This window comes from Streptomyces sp. NPDC014870 (assembly GCF_043081505.1).
In the GTDB taxonomy this organism is placed as follows: Bacteria; Actinomycetota; Actinomycetes; order Streptomycetales; family Streptomycetaceae; genus Streptomyces.
In genome coordinates, this window is sequence record NZ_JBIBWQ010000005.1 from 264,688 (window position 1) to 283,440 (window position 18,753).

Below are 18,753 nucleotides of genomic sequence, written 5' to 3' on the forward strand. Positions count from 1 at the left end.
CCCTGGTGGTGGTTCGTGGATCTTTACCGGGGAACAGCCCGAAAAAGAACGCATGACCTACTTGAGCCCACTCTCGCAGCCCAAAGAGATCAATTGCCCCATTCGTGTCGATACTCACAGCGCCGCGCGGAAGCTCGGGCCTTTCGGCCCGGGCCCCCCGCGCGGACGCCGTGCGGACGCCGTGGAGGGAGGGGTCTCCGCCGGAGACATCGGCCGGGGGCCTCAGCCGGAGACGCTGGCCCGCCCGTTCTCGATGTGCCCCATGAGCCGTCGACGGAAGCCGCCCGGGGCGGTCACCTCGACGTCGTACCAGCCGTGCGCGTCGGCGGCCGAGTGCACGACCGTACGGCTGCGGCCGGGCTTCACCGTGACCGTGCGGGTCCAGTCCCGCAGGTCGCCGAGGTCTTCGCGGTCCACGTAGCCGAGCGGGCGGACCGTGAAGGAGACGGGCGCGGTGCCCGTGTTCCGTACGGTGAGATGCAGGTCACGGTCGTGATGATCGATGTGCGAGGCCAGCTCGGCGCCGCCCGCCGCCGGGCCCTCGAACTCGCGGCGGAAGCCGTTCGGGCCGGTGATCGTGAACCGGTAATGATCACGCGTAAGGGGTACCGCCCACTGTGCCGTGCCCCTGACATCGCGGTGCTGGGGGGCGGTGAACTCACCCGCGTAGGGGTACAGCGCGAAGTGCGCGGAGCCCTTGCCGGTGTTCGTGAGGTCGACGGTGATCCCGCTCGCGCCGACCCGCGCCTCGGCGTCCGGCTGGTACGGCAGCGGTCGCGCGGGGCGGCTGCCCGGCTCCTGGACCGGCATCTTCTGGACCGCCGGGGGCTGCGGGCGCCAGCGGCCGGAGAACGGCGGGATCGGGCCGGGCTCGGTGACGTCGGGCTGCCGGTGGGCGCGCCGGAAGTCCAAGGCGGAGGTCAGATCGCCGACTGCGGCCCGCCGCCACGGGGTGATGTTGGGCTCCTTGATACCGGTGAGCTTCTCGAGGAAGCGGATCACCGAGGTGTGGTCGAAGGTCTCGGAGCAGACATAGCCGCCGAGCGACCAGGGCGAGACGACGAGCATCGGGACGCGGATGCCGAGGCCGGTGGGCAGGCCCTTCCACCGCTCGTCGGTGTTGTCGGCCGGCGGGACGGGCGGCGGGACGTGGTCGAAGAAACCGTCGTTCTCGTCGTAGTTGATCAGCAGGACGGTGTGGCGCCAGACGTCCGGGTGCGAGCCGAGGGCGTCGAGCACCTTGTAGACGAGCGAGGCGGAGGCGATCGGCGAGGAGGAGCCGGGGTGCTCGGAGTCGATCGCGGACGGCACGAGGTACGAGACCTCCGGCAGCGTCCCGGCGGCGACGTCGGCGCGGAAGGCGTCGGCGAGCGTCCCGCTCTCGACCCGGCGGAGCCCGCGCTCGAAGAGCGAGCGCTCGGGGGCGGTGAGCGTGGCGACACCGTCCTCCAGGGCGGCGAGCAGCCTGGCCCGCTCGGCCATGTCCGCCGTGTCCCGCACGGCGGCGTAGAAGGACTCCATGAAGGTGTGCCCGCCGGTGGGGGCGAGGGCCTTGCGGGCGATCTTCTTGAAGGAGGTGAAGAACTCGATGTTGTTGTCGGTGAAGTTCTCCCACTCCGTGTACGTCTTCCAGCTCCGCCCGGCCGCTTCGAGGCGCTCGGCGTAGGTGGGCCAGGAGTAGCCGGGGTGGGTGCCCTCGGCGTACGCGGCGTTGGTGACGGCTCGGCTGCCGTCGGCCTCGTAACCGGTCCAGCCGGACCACAGGTGGTTGCGGTTGGGGCTGGTGGAGGTGTGGGTGGACGAGTGGTACGCGTCGCAGATGGTGAAGGTGTCGGCCAGCTCGTAGTGGAGCGGGATGTCCTGGCGGTCGTAGTACGCCATGGTCGCGGCGGTCTTGGCGGAGACCCAGCCGTCCATCCAGCCCTCGCGCCAGGCCTTGGCGCCGCCGCTCCAGGAGTGGTCGAGGTCGCCGATGTACTGGAGGTCCTTGGCCTGCGTCTCGGCGGCGCCGCGGATCGGGAACGGCAGCACGGTCCGGCCGAGGGCGGCGGGCTGCTCGAAGACGGGCTTGCCGGAGGGCAGTTCGATCGCGTTGCGGTCACCGAAGCCCCGGACACCGCGGAGGGTGCCGAAGTAGTGATCGAAGGAACGGTTCTCCTGCATGAGGATCACCACGTGCCGCACGGCGGACATGCCCCCGGCCGGCGGCCCCGCGGCGATCGCCTGCTGGAGCGACGGCGGGAGCAGCGAGCCCGCCGCAGCGGCGCCGAGCGCGCCTCCGCCCAGGGCGAGCACCTTACGGCGGGACATCCGGGACTTCTCGGGGGACAAGACCGACCTCCAGTCGACGGCGCCCAATGGTTCGCCTTCGAGCCATTGGGTGGTACCCCGGGGACGGTAGTGAGGCCGGGTGACGGAGAGAAGTCCCGATTCGGACGCGGTGGTGAACGTCCGTCAGGCGAACACCACCGCCGGGACACCGGACGCGCCCTTCCGGGCACGCTCTAGGATCCCCGGATGAGCGAAGAGCTGCACCTGACGGTCCTGGGCTCCGCGACGCCGTACCCGAGCGTCGACAACCCCTGCTCGGGCTATCTGGTGACGAGCGGCTCCAGCCGGATCTGGATGGATGCGGGCACGGGGACGCTCGGCCCGCTCCAGCGATACGTACGGCTGGACGAACTCGACGCCATCTGGATCTCCCACCTGCACGCCGACCACTGCGCGGACCTGCTCACCGCCTACTACGGCGCCCTGTACGCGGACATCCGCCTGGCAGCGCCGATCCCGCTGTACGGCCCGCCCGGCATCGCCGACCGACTGGCCGGCTTCCTCACGAACTCGTCCGACCGCAGTCCCGTCGAATCCGCCTTCGCGGTGGCCGAATTGCATGACGGCCATCGGGCGACAGTCGGCTCGCTGCGGCTGACCAGTCGGGCGGTGGCGCACGGCATGCCGGCGTTCGCCCTCCGGGTCGAGGGCGCGGGCGGGTCGCTGGTGTACTCCGGAGACACCGCGCCCTGCCCGAGCCTGACGGAGCTGGCCGAGGGCTGCGATGCGCTGCTGTGCGAGGCGGAGAGCGCGGAGGCGCCGGAAGAGGGCGGCGCGCGGGTCCATCACACCCCCGAGGACACCGGCGACACGGCCCGCGCGGCGCGGGCGGGGCGGCTGATCGTCACACACGTCGGCCGCCACCTCACTCCGCGGGAGGCGGTCACCCGCGCCGCCACCCGCTACGACGGCCCGGTCGACCACGCGACGCCGGGCACGACGTTCACGGTCCGACCGCTCCGACCCCCTTCCGACGACTCGTTCCCCGCCGCGCCGTGAGCATCCGTCATATCGCCTGGTGCGTCTTCCTCGCGTGCAGCAGGTCCTGCGAGCGCCGCAGCAGCTGATCGGGAGAGGTCCCGCACGTCGCCCAGGAGTGGACTCCCGTCACATCGAGGGAGACCCCGCCGAAGGCACCGCCTTCGACGGGTCGGCGCACGCACTCCCGCAACCGGGCCGCAAGCGCGTCGGCCCCGCTGTCGTCGAGGTCGTGGGCGACGACAAGGAACTCGTCGCCACGGACGCGGGCCAGATCACCATCCTCGTCCCACGTGCCGAGCTCCTCCCGGAGCCGGTGCGCGATCTCGGTCAGGGCGACATCTCCGGCCGCGAGCCCGTGCCGGGTGTTGAAGGCCTTGAAGGCGTCCACACCGAAGTGGAGAAGAGCGAGTGTGGAGCGTCCGCCGGCCGGCAGCCCCTTGTGCCGGTGAGGGTCGTACGTCGGCGTCTCCGGCTCCGTGTCGTTCCTCGCGGCCGTAGCCATCCCCTCCTGCTTGTCGCACAGGCGACGCCCGAGCCGGAGCCGTAGCTCCGACTCGGTCAGCAGACCGGTGAGCTCGTCCCGGCTCGCCCGGTCCTCCAGCACCTGTTCGTGCCGCTTGCGCTCCTCGATGTCATCGACGTGGGTCATGAGGAAGCGCGGCCCGTCGGCCGTGTCGGCGACGACGGAGTTGGACACCGCCACCCAGACGTAGCTGCCGTCTCGGCGGGCGAGCCTCAGATCCGCGCGCCCGCCCTCGGCGGAGGTGCGCAGCAGCGTCCCGATGTCCTCGGGGTGGACGAGGTCGGAGAAGGAGTAGCGGCGCATCACGGAGGCGGGCCGGCCGAGGAGACGGCACAGGGCGTCGTTGGTACGCAGCAGGCGGCCGTGCTGGTCGCCGCCCATCTCCGCGATGGCCATGCCGGAGGGCGCGTACTCGAAGGCCTGCCGGAACGACTCTTCACTGGCGCGCAGGGCCTGCTGCTCACGCTCCAGCCGGACAAGCGCCCGTTGCATATTGGCGCGGAGACGCGCGTTGCTGATCGCGATGGCGGCGTGGAAGGCGTAAGCCCTCAGGGCTTCTCGGTTCGCGGCTCCCGGGCGACGGCCGTCACCCGGCCGGTCCACGGAGATCACGCCGATCAGCTCACCCAAGGGTGAGTACATCGGCGCGAAGAGGCGATCCTCCGGGTGCCACCCGTCCCCCGCCTCCGGCGCGGGGCCCTCGGTGTGCCATTGGGGCACGTCGTCGTCGTTGAGGACCCAGCCTTCCGTGTGCGGGATGAATCGCACACCCTCCCAGTCCTCGCCCATCGCCAGACGCCGTTCCCAGGCGGCGCGGGAGCCGACCCGTCCTGTGAGGAGTGCCTCGGCGGAGGGGCTGCCGGCCAGCGCGGCGACGACGAGATCGCCGTCGGGCCGCACCAGGTTGACGGCCGCCAGCTCGTAGCCGAACCCGGAGACGGCAGCGTCCGCGATCGCCTGGAGCGTGTCGGCCAGGCTGCGGGCCGTGTAGATCTCGGCGACCGCCTGGTCGGTCCTCAGGGGATCCGGTGCGTACGGTGAGCCGATACCGGAGGACGGCTGGGGCGGTGGGGTGTAGGCGACGTTACGGATGAAGGGCGCCTGCCCCAGCTGGTTGCGGCAGAGCCGGTGCGGCTCGGGACGGTCGCGGGTGACCAGTCGCGTGCGCAGCCGGGTGAAGAGGGTGTCGAGGTCCAGCAGTTCTGGCCCGCCCGGTACGCCCTCCTTCATCACCGTCACGAGTTCGCCCGTGAAGGCGGTGAGCGGCTCACCGGGCGGAGAGAGCGCCACGGCCGTCTCCGCTGCGGCGGCCAGGAGGTAGGTGCCGTCCACCTCCAGGGCCGCCGCGGCCGACTGCGCGCCGAAGGCCCGTGCGCTGTAGCAGCAGTCGAGGATGACGATCCTCCGCATGGCCGGACTCTTCTCGACCGGCCAGCGCATCCACTCGTACGGCGTGGCGGTGTCGTGGACCGACGCGGGATCGCTGGTCTCGGTGGCGAGGTGCAGCTTTCCCGTTCGGGGATCGATCAGTCCGTGCCCCGCGTAGTACACGAGCAGCGTGTCCGTCGCCGCGTCGACCGCCTCCTGAACGGCCCTCGACATGTCACGCGGGATCGAGGGGTTCGCGACGACGGTGACGTGGCCGGGCGGCAGGTTCCACGCCTCCGTGAACAGGTCCCGCAGAAGCGTGAGGTTGGCGGCCACGGCCGGCAGCCCGTCGAGGGAGGTGAACTCGCTGGCTCCGATGAGCAGGACGCGCGTCCCGGCGGGATCCGGCAGCTCGGTCAAGACGCGGCGTCGTTCTGGGGGACGCCACTCGGCGTGGCGCCGGACTGCTCCCCGTCGCCCAGGATCCTGCGGGCCAGTGCCTCCGCCTCCGCGCGGCTCTCTCCCGTGATCTCGACGGACACACCGTCCGGCCGTCGCACGACGAGCGTCGGCGTCTTGGGGCGAGTAGCGCGCCACGACACGATCGTGACGAGCAGCGACGCCATACTCAGGCCGCTGCTCAGGACAAGGGAGAGGATGTCGATGCCGTCGCCTTGTTGTCCGGGTACTGCGGGAACCGCGCTGCCCAGCTCGGCTCGTACGTGACGGCGCGCGGCCCGATCCGCCTCCAACCATGCGTGGAGGGACCTCAGTTCGTCCTCCGCCGCAGCGCCCTCACAGGACAGGGTGATCTTCATACCGTCAGCATAGGAGCCCCGCGCACGCCGCGTGCGAACTCGCACCGGACGACCGGAATACCCTCGCCGCTGTCGCGGCAGCGAAGGCGGCACTCGCGTAGGAACTCGCCGCCCACCCCGCCGCCGCCCGGGATCTGCCATCATGGGCGATACGGAACGTCATTCCGCTTCGTACGGACCGGTCCACGGAAGGGGCTCGCGGTGAGCGACAACGGCCAAGGCCTGGCGCCGGGGAGTTCGGCCAGGTCTCAGCGCAAGGACGCGCGGCGCAACCAGCAGACGCTGCTGGAGGCGGCGGCCGCGGCCTTCGTCGCCTCGGGGGTGGACGCGCCCGTGCGGGACATCGCGGCCCGGGCCGGGGTCGGCATGGGGACCATCTACCGGCACTTCCCCACCCGCGCCGACCTCGTCATCGCCGTCTACCGCCACCAGGTCGACGCCTGCGCCGAGGCCGGGCCCGGGCTGCTCGCGAGCAGCCCGACGCCGTACGCCGCGCTGGCGCGGTGGGTCGAGCTGTTCGTGGACTTCCTGGTCACCAAGCACGGCCTGGCCGCCGCCATGCAGGGCGACGGGCCCGGCTTCGAGGCCCTGCACGCGTACTTCCTGGAGCGGCTCGTGCCGGTGTGCACCCAGCTCCTCGACGCCGCCGTCACCGCCGGCGAGATCCGTACCGACCTCGACGCGTACCAGCTCATGCGCGGCATCGGGAACCTCTGCATCGGCGCCGAGAGCGACCCCCGCTACGACGCCCGCCGCCTCGTCGCCCTCCTCGTCGCCGGGCTGCGGCAGCCGCACTGAAACGCTCCGCCCCCGCTACACCCAGGCCGTCGCCGTCCCCGAGCAGCTGGCACTCCCGTCGTAGCGGTCCACCGAGCAGACGGAGAGCTTGATCCTGTCGCCGGACCGCCATGTCGAAGGTATCCGGACGTCCTTCCGGTTGTTGAACGTCGGCGATCCGTCATGGGTGTAGAGCCTCGCGTCGTTCCGCGTCTCGTTGGTGACCCGCAGCCGCACGAAGACGTTGTCGATCTCGGAGTTGTCCCACATCGACAACGTGTCCGTCGAACTCTCGTAGCGCCCCCCGGCCAGGTTGCCCGGGCTCTGCACATTCGTCGGTACCGCCTGTGCCGACGCCACGGGGACCATCGTCAGGACGGCCGTCGCGGCGATGACGCCCAGCGCGTAGGACTTCCGCATGTCGCTTCCTCTCCTCGGAACCAGCAGACGCTGCAGATCCTCGCCCAACAGCCGCCGCCCACAAGGAGAATCCGCCGTCCCGGACATGTCCCGGACGGCCCCACCAGGAGCCCTCCACGCAACAGGGCGGCGCCCCGGGTCGCGTGACCCGGGGCGCCGCCCTCGTGCGCGTGCGGAGGAGTCGGCGGTCAGCCCTCGCTGACGCCCAGCTTCTCCAGGATCAGGTCCTTCACGCGGGCCGCGTCCGCCTGGCCGCGGGTGGCCTTCATGACCGCGCCGACCAGGGCGCCGACCGCCGCGACCTTGCCGCCGCGGATCTTGTCGGCGATGCCCGCGTTGGCCGCGATGGCCTCGTCGACGGCCGTGCCGAGCGCGCCCTCGTCGGAGACGACCTTCAGGCCGCGCTTCTCGACGACCTCGTCCGGGCCACCCTCGCCGGCGAGCACGCCCTCGATGACCTGGCGGGCCAGCTTGTCGGTGAGGTCGCCGGAGGCCACCAGCTCGGTCACCCGGGCGACCTGCGCCGGGGTGATCGGCAGCTCGTCCAGGGCCGTGCCCGACTCGTTGGCGGAGCGGGCCAGCTCGCCCATCCACCACTTGCGCGCCTGGTCCGACGGAGCGCCCGCGTCCGTGGTCGCGACGATCAGGTCGACCGCGCCCGCGTTGAGGATCGACTGCATGTCGTGCTCCGAGACGCCCCACTCCTCGCGGAGCCGGTTGCGGCGCACACGCGGCAGCTCGGGCAGCTCGGCGCGCAGCTCCTCGACCCACGCACGGGCCGGGGCGACGGGGACGAGGTCGGGCTCCGGGAAGTACCGGTAGTCCTCGGCGTTGTCCTTGATCCGGCCGGAGGTGGTGGAGCCGTCGTCCTCGTGGAAGTGACGGGTCTCCTGCACGATCGAGCCGCCGGAGGCGAGCACGGCCGCGTGGCGCTGGATCTCGAAGCGCGCCGCGCGCTCCACGGAGCGGAGCGAGTTGACGTTCTTCGTCTCCGAGCGGGTGCCGAAGGTCTGGGTGCCGTTGGGGCGCAGCGACAGGTTCACGTCGCAGCGCATCTGGCCCTTGTCCATCCGCGCCTCGGAGACACCGAGGGCGCGGATCAGCTCGCGCAGCTCGGCGACGTACGCCTTGGCGACCTCGGGAGCCCGCTCGCCCGCGCCCTCGATGGGCTTGGTGACGATCTCGATGAGCGGGATGCCGGCCCGGTTGTAGTCGAGCAGCGAGTGCGAGGCGCCGTGGATACGGCCCGTCGCGCCGCCGATGTGCGTCGACTTGCCGGTGTCCTCCTCCATGTGGGCGCGCTCGATCTCCACGCGGAAGATCTCCCCGTCCTCCAGCTGGACGTCCAGGTAGCCGTTGAAGGCGATCGGCTCGTCGTACTGCGAGGTCTGGAAGTTCTTCGGCATGTCCGGATAGAAGTAGTTCTTCCGGGCGAAGCGGCACCACTCGGCGATCTCGCAGTTCAGCGCGAGACCGATCTTCACGGCCGACTCGACGCCGATCGCGTTGACGACCGGGAGCGAGCCGGGCAGACCGAGACAGGTGGGGCAGGTCTGCGAGTTGGGCTCGGCGCCCAGCTCGGTCGAGCAGCCGCAGAACATCTTGGTCTTCGTACCGAGTTCGACATGGACCTCCAGGCCCATGACGGGGTCGTACGCGGCCAGCGCCGCTTCGTACGACAGCAGTTCAGTGACAGTCACGGTGGAACTTCCCTCTCAGCCCAGCAGGACGTCGTCGTCGCCGAGGCGCTTCAGCTCGCGGTACAGGATCGCGAGGCCGGTGACGATGGCGGCGGCGGACACGACGGCGTCGACGAGCTTGAGCGTGTCGTGCTCGGCGCGGGCCTTCTTGACCTGCTTCATCACGGTGACGGCGCCGAAAGCGGTGGTGCCCATGGACAGGTACGTACCGGCCTTGGACTTCTTGAAGCCCTTGGCCTTCTGCAGTGCACTGGTACTCACAGCGACGGAGCCTCCTCGAGCAGCGGGTGACCCCACTTTTCCACGAAGGCGGCCTCGACGGCGGCTCCGACCTTGTACAGCCGGTCGTCCTTCATGGCGGGGGCGATGATCTGCAGGCCGACCGGCAGGCCGTCCTCCGGCGCGAGGCCGCAGGGCAGCGACATGGCGGCGTTGCCCGCCAGGTTGGTCGGGATGGTGCACAGGTCCGCGAGGTACATCGCCATCGGGTCGTCGGCGCGCTCGCCGATCGGGAAGGCGGTGGTGGGGGTCGTCGGGGAGACGATCACGTCCACCTGCTCGAAGGCCTGCTCGAACTCGCGGGTGATAAGCGTACGGACCTTCTGCGCCGAGCCGTAGTACGCGTCGTAGTAGCCGGAGCTGAGCGCGTACGTGCCGAGGATGACGCGGCGCTTGACCTCGTCGCCGAAGCCGGCCTCACGGGTGAGGGCGGTGACGTCCTCGGCCGACTTCGTGCCGTCGTCGCCGACCCGCAGGCCGTAGCGCATGGCGTCGAAGCGGGCCAGGTTGGAGGAGCACTCGGACGGCGCGATCAGGTAGTACGCCGACAGGGCGAGGTCGAAGGTCGGGCAGTCCAGCTCGACGATCTCGGCGCCCAGCGACTTCAGCAGCTCGACCGACTCGTCGAAGCGCTGCACGACACCGGCCTGGTAGCCCTCGCCGCGGAACTGCTTGACGACACCGACGCGCATGCCGGCGACGGAGCCGTTGCGGGCGGCCTCGACGACCGGCGGGACCGGGGCGTCGATGGAGGTCGAGTCGAGCGGGTCGTGCCCGGCGATGGCCTCGTGCAGCAGGGCCGCGTCCAGGACCGTACGGGCACAGGGGCCGCCCTGGTCCAGGGAGGAGGAGAAGGCGACCATGCCGAAGCGGGAGACGCCGCCGTAGGTCGGCTTGACGCCGACGGTGCCGGTGACGGCGGCGGGCTGGCGGATCGAGCCGCCGGTGTCCGTGCCGATGGCGAGCGGGGCCTCGTACGCGGCGAGGGCGGCCGAGGAGCCGCCGCCGGAGCCGCCGGGGATCCGGGTGAGGTCCCAGGGGTTGCCGGTGGGGCCGTAGGCGCTGTTCTCGGTGGAGGACCCCATGGCGAACTCGTCCATGTTGGTCTTGCCGAGGATGACGACGTCGGCGGCCTTCAGGTTCTTGACCAGGGTCGCGTCGTACGGCGGGATCCAGCCTTCGAGGATCTTCGAGCCCACGGTCGTCGGCATGCCGGACGTGGTGAAGATGTCCTTGAGCGCGAGCGGGACGCCGGCCAGCGGGCCGAGCTTCTCGCCCTTGGCGCGCTTCTCGTCCACGGCGCGGGCCTGCGCGAGGGCGCCCTCGCGGTCGACGTGCAGGAAGGCATGGACCTTCTCGTCGACGGCCTCGATACGGGCCAGGTGGGCCTCGGTCACCTCGACGGCGGTCAGCTCGCCGGAGGCGATCTTCGCGGCGATCTCGGCGGCCGTGAGCTTGATGATGGTGCTGTCCGTCATGTGATTAGTCCTCCCCCAGGATCTGCGGCACCTTGAAACGCTGCTGCTCCTGGGCCGGGGCGCCGGAGAGCGCCTGCTCGGGGGTGAGCGACGGACGGACCTCGTCCGCGCGCATGACGTTGGTCAGCGGCAGCGGGTGGGAGGTCGGCGGTACGTCTTGGTCGGCGACCTCGGAGACGCGGGCGACCGCGCCGATGATGTCGTCGAGCTGACCGGCGAAGTGATCGAGCTCTTCGCCCTTCAGCTCCAGACGCGCCAGCCGTGCGAGGTGGGCGACCTCCTCGCGCGTGATGCCAGGCATGCGATCCTCACGGGGTGAGTTTGATGGTGTTGGCCCAATCCTATGGGGCCCGCACCGCCACCCGTGAAACGGTTCGTCCGCGGCACTCGCGCGGGGCTACTGCACCACCTGGCCCGAGGGGTGGTCGAGGTCCACGGCCGCGGCCGTCTCGGCGGCCTGCAGCGCGGCCTCCTCGGAGGGGCGGCGCCAGCCGTGCTCACCCCGGGCGCGCAGCCAGGCGGTGGTCTCGGCGGGCGGCATCGCGGCGGCGACCAGCCAGCCCTGGACGGCGTCGCAGCCCAGGTCGCGCAGCCGCTCCCAGGTCTCGTCGTCCTCGACGCCCTCGGCGACGACGAGCAGGCCGAGGGAGTGGGCCAGGTCGAGGGTGCAGCGGACGATCTCGGCGTCCTCCGCGTCGACCGCGAGCCGGGCGACGAAGGAGCGGTCGATCTTCAGCTCGCTCACCGGGAGGCGGCGCAGGTGGACGAGGGAGGAGTAGCCGGTGCCGAAGTCGTCCAGGGACATCTTCACGCCGTGGCCGGTCAGGCCGGCCATGGTGTCGGCGGCCCGCTGCGGGTCCTCCAGGAGCACGTGCTCCGTTATCTCCAGCTGGAGCGCTCCGGCCGGGACGCCGTGCCGGGCGAGCCGGGCGGCGACGGCGCCCGCGAAGCCGGGGGTGTGGACGTCGCGGGGCGAGACGTTGACGGCCACAGGAACGTTCAACCCCTGGGCCCGCCACCGGGCCACCTGCGCGAGCGCGGTCTCCAGGACGTACTCGGTGAGGTGCGGCATGAGCCCCGAGGACTCGGCGATGGCGATGAACTCGTCCGGCGGCACCTTGCCGCGCTCCGGGTGCACCCAGCGGACCAGGGCCTCAAGACCTGCCACCTGGCCGTCGAAGCGGACCTTCGGCTGGTAGTGCAGTTCGACCTCGCCGGCGTCCAGGGCGCGGCGCAGGTCGCCGAGGAGCCCGAGCCGGTCGGGGGTGTTGGAGTCGCGCTTGGACTCGTACACCTCCACGCCCGTACGGTCCCGCTTCGCCTGGTACATCGCGACGTCGGCGCGGCGGAGGAGACCCTCGGCGTCGAGCGCGTGGTCGGGGAAGACGGCGACGCCCGCGCTGGCTTCGAGAACGAGGGTGAGGCCGTCGAGGTCGAGCGGCGAGGAGAGCTCGGCGACCAGGTGGCGGGCGACGCGCTGGGCGCTGGTGGTGGAGTCGGCGGCGGGGAGCAGGACGGCGAACTCGTCGCCGCCGAGGCGGGCGGCCTCCGCTCCGCGCGGCAGGGCGAGCTTGAGCCGCTCGGCGATCTGCAGGAGCAGCCGGTCCCCTGCGAGGTGCCCGAGGGTGTCGTTGACCGATCGGAACCGGTCGAGGTCGATCAGGACGAGCGCGGAGCGGACGCCCTCGCCCTCGGCCTGCTCCAGGGCGGCCCAGGCCCGCTCCAGGAGCCACTGCCGGTTCGGCAGTCCGGTGAGCGGGTCCTTCAGCTGCTCCTCGGCGCGGGCGCGGGCTATCCAGAGCGTGGAGTCCAGGGCGATGAGCGGGACGGCGAAGAGCGGCAGCAGCAGCGGTTGGGAGACGGCGACGACACAGATCAGCGGGGCGATGCCGAGCAGCGCCACGGCGACGAGGCCCTGTCGGAGCAGGGCGGTGCGGGCGACGGTCGGCAGCCCGCCGCCCTGCGGCGAGAGGACGTACCAGAGGAGCAGCCGGGTCACGACGAGGTAGGTGCCGGCGGCCAGCGCGACCTCCGGGATGTCGGAGACCCCCCAGTCCGGGGGCTGCCAGGGGTCCTCGACGGTCGGTACGTCTCCGAAGGCGGCGAGGACCAGGGCGGCGGCACCGACACCGAGGACGTCCACGGAGCCGTGCAGGAGGCCCTGGCGCCAGCGGTGGCGGCGGGCGGCGCCGACGAGCACGACGACGGCCATGGAGACGAGCCCGGCGGGCACCCAGCCGTAGAGGAGCAGGACGGCGAGGGTGAGGGCGGCGCCGGAGCCGGTGCCGCCCCACCAGCGGTCCCGGCCGAGGGCGACCAGGTGTCCGACGATGAGCCCGGTGAGGACGGCGAGGGACCAGCCCTCGGCTCCCCCGGGGAAGAGTCCGTGTCCCGTGCTCACGGCCCGGTAGATCCCGGTGGCGAGCACGACGGCGGCGAGGCCGACCACGGCGCCGGGAAGCCCGGAGGTGATCGCCACGCAGGCGGCGCGGCCGCGCGCCCGCGAGTGCGGGGCGGCGGCACTCTCGGTCGGTTTCATTCCGTCCCTCTCACAGCCGGCGGTGCCGTCGCAACGCGGTGGGCCGTTGTCATGCCGCCGCGACCGGCTGAGCCCACTCGGCCGCGCGCGACAGACGCACGGTCTCAACACTAGGCCGCGGAGGGCTCCGACGGGCAGCGCTCTCCATCTCTTGCCCGAATGCGACCTGCCCACCCGTAACGATCTGGTATGCGCCGAACGGGTGACACTCGTATGACTGGCCTGCGGCTCCGCACGGGCTGCCGCGCGCCCCCGCACGCGGCTCTCACCGACCCTCCCCGTCCCCCCGGTCGGGCTACTCCTCGACCGGGACGGCCGCCTCCCGAGCGGCTTCGGGCCCCTGTTCGAGCAGGACCGCGAAGCCCGCCTCGTCCAGAACCGGAACCTTCAGTTGCATCGCCTTGTCGTACTTCGATCCGGGGTTCTCGCCCACGACGACGAAGTCGGTCTTCTTCGAAACGGAACCGGTCACCTTGGCGCCACGGCTCTGCAGGGACTCTTTTGCGCCATCCCTGGTGAAGTTCTGCAGGGTGCCGGTGACGACGACCGTGAGCCCTTCCAGCGGTCGCGGCCCCTCGTCCTCGCCCGCGCCCTCCTCCTCCAGCGCGACCCCGGCGGCGCGCCACTTGCGCACGATCTCGCGGTGCCACTCCTCGGCGAACCAGTCCTTCACGGCGGTCGCGATGATCCCGCCGACGCCGTCGACGGCGGCCAGCTCCTCCTCGCTCGCCTGCTCGATCCGGTCCAGCGAGCGGAACTCACGGGCGAGCGCCTGGGCGGCGACCGGGCCCACGTGCCGGATGGAGAGACCGTTGATGAACCGGGCCAGCGGGCGGGTCTTGGCGGCCTCGATGTTGGCCAGCATGGCAAGCGCGTTCTTCTTCGGCTCGCCCTTCTGGTTGGCGAAGACCGTGACGACCTTCTCCTCGCCGGTCTTCGGGTCCCGCTTGGGCAGCCCGCTGTCCGGGTCGAGGACGTACGCCTTGATCGGCAGGAGCTGCTCGATGGTGAGGTCGAAGAGATCGCCCTCGTCGACGAGCGGCGGCTCGGCAGGCTCCAGCGGGCGGGTGAGCGCGGCGGCGGCCACCGAGCCGAAGTTCTCGATGTCCAGGCACTCGCGGCCGGCCAGGTAGAAGAGCCGCTCCCGCAGCTGGGCGGGGCACGTCCGCGCGTTCGGGCAGCGCAGATCGATGTCGCCCTCCTTCATGGCGCGCAGCGGCGTCCCGCACTCGGGGCACTCGGCGGGCATCACGAACTCCCGCTCGGTGCCGTCCCGCAGGTCGGCGACCGGGCCGAGGATCTCCGGGATGACATCACCGGCCTTGCGCAGCACCACGGTGTCGCCGATGAGCACGCCCTTGGCCTTCACCACCTCCTGGTTGTGGAGGGTGGCGAACTCGACCTCGGAGCCGGCCACCGTGACCGGCTCGACCTGCGCGTACGGAGTGACGCGGCCGGTCCTGCCGACGCCGACCTTGATGTCGACGAGCTTGGTGTTGACCTCCTCCGGCGCGTACTTCCAGGCGATGGCCCAGCGCGGGGCGCGCGCGGTGGAGCCGAGACGGCCCTGGAGCGGGATCTCGTCGAGCTTGACGACGACGCCGTCGATCTCGTGCTCCACGGAGTGCCGGTTCTCACCGAAGTACGCGATGAACTCCCGCACCTTCTCCAGGGAGTCGACCACCCTGTTGTGCCGGGCGGTCGGCAGGCCCCACTCGCGCAGCAGCTCGTACGCCTCGCTGAGCCTATCGATGGCGAAGCCGTCACGGGCGCCGATGCCGTGGACGACCATGCGGAGCGGACGGGTCGCGGTGACCTTCGGGTCCTTCTGGCGCAGTGAACCGGCGGCCGCGTTGCGCGGGTTGGCGAAGGGCTTGTCGCCCGCCTCGACCAGCCGGGCGTTGAGCCCCTCGAAGGCCTCCATCGGGAAGTAGACCTCGCCGCGGATCTCGACCAGGGCGGGGACGCGGTCCCCGTGCAGCCGGTCCGGGATGTCGGCGATCGTACGGACGTTGGGCGTGATGTCCTCGCCGGTCCGGCCGTCGCCCCGGGTGGCGGCGCGGGTCAGCCGGCCGTGCTCGTACGTGAGGTTGACCGCGAGGCCGTCGACCTTCAGCTCGCACAGCAGGTGGTAGTCGGGGGTGCCGACGTCGCGGGCGATCCGCTCGGCCCAGGCGGCCAGTTCGAGATCGTCGAAGGCGTTGTCGAGGGAGAGCATGCGCTCCCGGTGCTCGACGGAGGTGAACTCCGTTGCGTACTGCCCCGCGACCTTCTGCGTCGGCGAGTCCGGCGTGCGCAGCTCGGGGTACTCGTCCTCCAGCGCCTCCAGGGCACGCAGGAGCTTGTCGAACTCGCCGTCGCTGATGACCGGCTGGTCCTTCACGTAGTACCGGAAGCGGTGCTCCTCGACCTGCTCGGCCAGCTGCCCGTGCTTCTCCCGTGCCTCGGCGGGCAGGGCCCCCTGTTCGACTGCCACCGTTACTCGTCCTCCCGTTGCCTCTGACCCCATCACTCAGGGTTGTCCGCGAGCGATCTCACCGCCCGGACGCAGTGGGCGAGGGCCGCGCGGGCGTAGCCGGGCGAAGCGCCCGCGAGCCCGCACGTCGGGGTGACCACGACGGACTCGGCGAGAGTCCCCGGATTCAGCCCCAGCCTGCGCCACAGCGTCCTGACACCCATGACGCTACCGCCCGGGTCGGACAATGCCGTGTCGGTGGACGGCACCACGCCCACGAACAGCTTGGTGCCGGACTCGACGGCCTCACCGATCGACTCCTCGTCACGCTCGGTGAGCAGCCCGAAGTCGAACGAGACCGCGTCGACGCCGGCCCGCCGCAGCAGCGCGAACGGTACGTCGGGGGCGCAGGAGTGGACGGTGACCGGGCCGTCGTGGACCGCGATCACCTCGCGCAGGGCGCTCTCGACGACCTGCCGGTCGACGGCCCGGTGCGTGCGGTAGCCGCTGGCGGTACGGATCTGCCCGCGCAGGACCGCCGTGAGGGAGGGCTCGTCGAGCTGGAGGACGAGCCGCGCGCCGGGGACCCGCTTGCGGAGTTCGGCGAGGTGGGCCGAGAGGCCCTCGGCGAGCGAGCCCGCGAGGTCCCGGCAGGCGCCGGGGTCGCCGAGGGCGGCCTCGCCGCCGCGCAGTTCGAGCGCCGCCGCGAGCGTCCAGGGGCCGACGGCCTGGACCTTGAGCGGGCCCTCGTAGCCCTGGGTGAACTCCTCCAGGGCGTCGAGGTCCTCACCCAGCCAGGAGCGGGCGCGCCGGGTGTCGCGGCCGGGCCGGTCGCTGATCCGCCAGCCGCTGGGCTCCACGTGCGCGTAGAGGTCGACGAGCAGCCCGAGGGTCCGGCCGATCATGTCGGCGCCGGGGCCGCGCGCGGGCAGTTCGGCGAGGAACGGGAAGTCCTCGAAGGTGCCGGTGACGGTCTTGGCGGCCTCCCGGGCGTCGCCGCCGGGCAGGGAGCCGACGCCGGTGGCGGGCCCCCAGGCGAACGTCTCGGTCTCGCTGGTCTCGCTGGTATCGGTCACTGTTCTCGCGTCCCTAGCGTCCCGGACGGACCGTCAGGTCGTTGATCTCCGCGTCGCGCGGGAGGTCCACTGCCGTCAGGATCGTGGTCGCCACCGACTCGGGGTCGATCCACCGGGAGGGGTCGTACTCCTTGCCCTCCTGGGCGTGGACCTTCGCCTGCATCGGGCTCGCGGTGCGGCCGGGGTAGACCGAGGTGACCCGCACCCCGTGGGCGTGCTCCTCGTGGCGCAGGGAGTCGGCGAGCGCCTTCAGGCCGTGCTTGGAGGCGGCGTAGGCGCTCCACTCGGCGTGGGCGTTGAGTCCGGCGCCGGAGTTCACGAAGACGACGTGGCCCTGGGAGACCCGCAGCTGGGGCAGGAAGTGCCGGGTCAGCTCGGCGGGGGCGATCAGGTTGACGTTGAGCTGGTGGCGCCAGGTCTTGGGGGTGAGGTCGCCGACCGGCCCGAGGTCGACGACGCCCGCGATGTGCAGGAGCGTGTCGACGCGCTCGGGCAGGCTCTGGTGCGAGAAGGCCCAGGAGAGCCGGTCGGGGTCGGCGAGGTCGCCGACGAGCGTCCGGGCGCCGGGGAACTCGGCGGCGAGCTCCTTGGCCCGCCCGGCGTCGCGCGCGTGGAGCACGAGCTCGTCCCCGCGCGCGTGGAGCCTGCGGGCGACCGCCGCGCCGATGCCGGAACCCGCCCCGGTGATCACATGAGTAGCCATGGGGACCATGGTCCCATCACCGTGCGGCTGTGGACTCCTCAAGGTAGGCGAGAGCGGACACGCCGTCCTCGGCGAAGAAGACCAGGTCGGCGAGGGGGATCGGAAGGAAGCCCTCCTCCTCCATGCGGTGGAACTGGGCCTTCAGACCGTCGTAGAACCCGGCCGTGTTCAGCAGGACCACGGGCTTCGTGTGCTTGCCGTGCTTGCGCAGCTCCAGGACCTCGGTGGCCTCGTCGAGGGTGCCGGTGCCGCCGACCATGATCACGACCGCGTCGGACCGGGCCAGGAGCAGGGCCTTGCGCTCGGCGAGGTCCTTGGCGAAGAGCATCTCGTCCGCTCCCGGGCGGGCCTTGGCGGCGAGGAAGTCGACGGAGACGCCGACGAGCCGGCCGCCCGCGTCCTGCACCCCGTCCGCGACGACCTTCATCAGGCCGGAGTCGGAGCCGCCCCACACCAGGGTGTGGCCCGCCTTGCCGAGCCGCTCGGCGAAGTCGCGGGCGGGGGCGGTGTAGCGCTCGTCGAGGTCGGCGGCGGAGAGGAAGACGCAGATGTTCATGGCGCCCACCGTAACGCCGGCCTCCTCGCCCCCTCCGGAGGCCGGTTCCAAGATTCTCGCGCAATTTCCGCGCCCCACCGATGAGTTCGGTGCGCGTGGCCGGTCAGCACTGCCATGGAAGAGACGAGCGGCACATCGGGCAGGGTCCGGGGGCGGGTCAGGTCCGCCGACGGGACACCGATCGCGTACGAGCGGCGGGGCGAGGGGACGCCGGTGATCGTGGTGGGCGGCGCCTCGGGCACGGCCGACACCGAGCGGGCGCTGGCCGATCTGCTGGCCCCGCGCCACGCGGTCGTGACGTACGAGCGGCGGGGGCGCGGGGTGGAGCGGGAGGAGATCGACGATCTGGCGGCCCTGCTGCGCGAGGTGGGCGGTCGTGCCTTCGTGCACGGGATCGCGTCGGGCGGTGAACTCGCGCTCGCGGCGGTGGCCGCCGGGCTCCCCGTGGAGCGGCTCTCGGTCTTCGAGCCGCCGTTCCCCGCGGAGGCGGGTTCGGAGGGGGGTTCGGAGACGGGGTCGGAGGCGGCCGCGCGCCTCGGACGGGTCCACGCGCGCGTGCTGGTCGTGGACGGCGGCGCGAGCCCGGCGCCGACGCGCCGGGCTGCCATGGGCCTCTCGGCGGCGCTCCCCCGGGCCCGCCACCGCACGCTGACGGGCCAGACGCACGAGGTGGCGCCGCACGTGCTCGCGCCGGTCCTGGAGGACTTCTACGAGGAGGAGTGAGCGGTCGGGTCGCCCGACCGCCTCAG

At 71.8% G+C, this 18,753-nt stretch carries 16 protein-coding genes and 1 pseudogene; 3 read left to right on the top strand and 14 right to left on the bottom strand.

Going from position 1 to position 18,753, the window contains the following annotated elements:
- Positions 1-222: 222 nt before the first annotated feature.
- Complete coding sequence (locus ACF09C_RS16800) at positions 223-2,310, bottom strand: phosphocholine-specific phospholipase C (protein WP_392092192.1); 2,088 nt, start codon at positions 2,308-2,310, stop codon at positions 223-225.
- 207 nt (positions 2,311-2,517) lie between these two features.
- On the opposite strand from ACF09C_RS16800, the gene ACF09C_RS16805 reads away from it, so the two are divergent.
- A complete protein-coding gene (locus ACF09C_RS16805; protein WP_392092193.1) occupies positions 2,518-3,330 on the top strand; it encodes an MBL fold metallo-hydrolase in 813 nt (270 codons plus the stop codon).
- Positions 3,331-3,337: 7 nt separating this feature from the next.
- On the opposite strand, the gene ACF09C_RS16810 is transcribed toward ACF09C_RS16805, so the two are convergent.
- From ACF09C_RS16810 to ACF09C_RS16820, 3 genes and pseudogenes are all read right to left on the bottom strand, one after another.
- A complete protein-coding gene (locus ACF09C_RS16810; RefSeq protein ID WP_392092404.1) occupies positions 3,338-4,882 on the bottom strand; it encodes a PAS domain S-box protein in 1,545 nt (514 codons plus the stop codon).
- Positions 4,883-4,993: 111 nt separating this feature from the next.
- Positions 4,994-5,623, bottom strand: a pseudogene (locus ACF09C_RS16815) (caspase family protein); the annotation flags it as partial.
- A complete protein-coding gene (locus ACF09C_RS16820) occupies positions 5,620-6,021 on the bottom strand; it encodes a hypothetical protein (protein ID WP_392092194.1) in 402 nt (133 codons plus the stop codon). The pseudogene ACF09C_RS16815 and the gene ACF09C_RS16820, both read right to left, overlap by 4 nt.
- A gap of 201 nt (positions 6,022-6,222) precedes the next feature.
- Here ACF09C_RS16820 and ACF09C_RS16825 point away from each other — a divergent pair, with 201 nt between their 5' ends.
- Positions 6,223-6,819 carry a TetR/AcrR family transcriptional regulator gene (locus ACF09C_RS16825; protein WP_392092195.1) on the top strand — a complete coding sequence of 199 codons (597 nt, stop codon included), beginning with the start codon at positions 6,223-6,225 and terminating at the stop codon, positions 6,817-6,819.
- 15 nt (positions 6,820-6,834) lie between these two features.
- Here ACF09C_RS16825 and ACF09C_RS16830 read toward each other — a convergent pair whose 3' ends face one another.
- The 10 genes from ACF09C_RS16830 to ACF09C_RS16875 form a co-directional block, all read right to left on the bottom strand.
- Positions 6,835-7,218 (bottom strand): hypothetical protein, encoded by a 384-nt coding sequence (locus ACF09C_RS16830; protein ID WP_392092196.1) that lies wholly within the window; start codon positions 7,216-7,218, stop codon positions 6,835-6,837.
- Between the two features lie 188 nt (positions 7,219-7,406).
- Positions 7,407-8,918 (bottom strand): Asp-tRNA(Asn)/Glu-tRNA(Gln) amidotransferase subunit GatB, encoded by a 1,512-nt coding sequence (gene gatB, locus ACF09C_RS16835; protein WP_392092197.1) that lies wholly within the window; start codon positions 8,916-8,918, stop codon positions 7,407-7,409.
- 15 nt (positions 8,919-8,933) lie between these two features.
- Positions 8,934-9,179, bottom strand: coding sequence for a hypothetical protein (locus ACF09C_RS16840; RefSeq protein ID WP_384507929.1), 246 nt, complete (start codon positions 9,177-9,179; stop codon positions 8,934-8,936).
- Positions 9,176-10,675: an Asp-tRNA(Asn)/Glu-tRNA(Gln) amidotransferase subunit GatA gene (gene gatA / locus ACF09C_RS16845; protein ID WP_392092198.1), complete on the bottom strand. Its 1,500-nt coding sequence runs from the start codon at positions 10,673-10,675 to the stop codon at positions 9,176-9,178. The genes ACF09C_RS16840 and gatA overlap by 4 nt, the downstream gene beginning before the upstream one ends.
- Positions 10,676-10,679: 4 nt before the next feature.
- Positions 10,680-10,976 (bottom strand): Asp-tRNA(Asn)/Glu-tRNA(Gln) amidotransferase subunit GatC, encoded by a 297-nt coding sequence (gatC, locus tag ACF09C_RS16850; protein ID WP_015036350.1) that lies wholly within the window; start codon positions 10,974-10,976, stop codon positions 10,680-10,682.
- 96 nt (positions 10,977-11,072) lie between these two features.
- Positions 11,073-13,214 (bottom strand): putative bifunctional diguanylate cyclase/phosphodiesterase, encoded by a 2,142-nt coding sequence (locus tag ACF09C_RS16855; RefSeq protein ID WP_392092199.1) that lies wholly within the window; start codon positions 13,212-13,214, stop codon positions 11,073-11,075.
- A 295-nt stretch (positions 13,215-13,509) separates the two neighbouring features.
- A complete protein-coding gene (ligA, locus tag ACF09C_RS16860) occupies positions 13,510-15,690 on the bottom strand; it encodes an NAD-dependent DNA ligase LigA (protein ID WP_392092200.1) in 2,181 nt (726 codons plus the stop codon).
- 32 nt (positions 15,691-15,722) lie between these two features.
- Positions 15,723-16,745 carry a methionine synthase gene (locus ACF09C_RS16865; RefSeq protein ID WP_392092201.1) on the bottom strand — a complete coding sequence of 341 codons (1,023 nt, stop codon included), beginning with the start codon at positions 16,743-16,745 and terminating at the stop codon, positions 15,723-15,725.
- A 13-nt stretch (positions 16,746-16,758) separates the two neighbouring features.
- Positions 16,759-17,457 carry an SDR family oxidoreductase gene (locus ACF09C_RS16870; protein ID WP_392092202.1) on the bottom strand — a complete coding sequence of 233 codons (699 nt, stop codon included), beginning with the start codon at positions 17,455-17,457 and terminating at the stop codon, positions 16,759-16,761.
- A 7-nt stretch (positions 17,458-17,464) separates the two neighbouring features.
- A complete protein-coding gene (locus tag ACF09C_RS16875; protein ID WP_392092203.1) occupies positions 17,465-18,004 on the bottom strand; it encodes a TIGR00730 family Rossman fold protein in 540 nt (179 codons plus the stop codon).
- Between the two features lie 114 nt (positions 18,005-18,118).
- Between ACF09C_RS16875 and ACF09C_RS16880 the strand changes: the two genes are divergently transcribed.
- Entirely contained in the window at positions 18,119-18,727 is a 609-nt protein-coding gene (locus tag ACF09C_RS16880) for an alpha/beta fold hydrolase (protein ID WP_392092204.1), read from the top strand.
- Positions 18,728-18,753 lie beyond the last annotated feature (26 nt).

Bases quoted from the DNA above. Each gene is read 5' to 3' on its own strand.
- ACF09C_RS16800 (WP_392092192.1), bottom strand. From the start codon at position 2,310: ATGTCCCGCCGTAAGGTGCTCGCCCTGGGCGGAGGCGCGCTCGGCGCC.
- ACF09C_RS16805 (WP_392092193.1), top strand. From the start codon at position 2,518: ATGAGCGAAGAGCTGCACCTGACGGTCCTGGGCTCCGCGACGCCGTAC.
- ACF09C_RS16820 (WP_392092194.1), bottom strand. From the start codon at position 6,021: ATGAAGATCACCCTGTCCTGTGAGGGCGCTGCGGCGGAGGACGAACTG.
- ACF09C_RS16830 (WP_392092196.1), bottom strand. From the start codon at position 7,218: ATGCGGAAGTCCTACGCGCTGGGCGTCATCGCCGCGACGGCCGTCCTG.
- gatA (WP_392092198.1), bottom strand. From the start codon at position 10,675: ATGACGGACAGCACCATCATCAAGCTCACGGCCGCCGAGATCGCCGCG.
- gatC (WP_015036350.1), bottom strand. From the start codon at position 10,976: ATGCCTGGCATCACGCGCGAGGAGGTCGCCCACCTCGCACGGCTGGCG.
- ACF09C_RS16855 (WP_392092199.1), bottom strand. From the start codon at position 13,214: ATGAAACCGACCGAGAGTGCCGCCGCCCCGCACTCGCGGGCGCGCGGC.
- ACF09C_RS16870 (WP_392092202.1), bottom strand. From the start codon at position 17,457: ATGGTCCCCATGGCTACTCATGTGATCACCGGGGCGGGTTCCGGCATC.
- ACF09C_RS16875 (WP_392092203.1), bottom strand. From the start codon at position 18,004: ATGAACATCTGCGTCTTCCTCTCCGCCGCCGACCTCGACGAGCGCTAC.
- ACF09C_RS16880 (WP_392092204.1), top strand. From the start codon at position 18,119: ATGGAAGAGACGAGCGGCACATCGGGCAGGGTCCGGGGGCGGGTCAGG.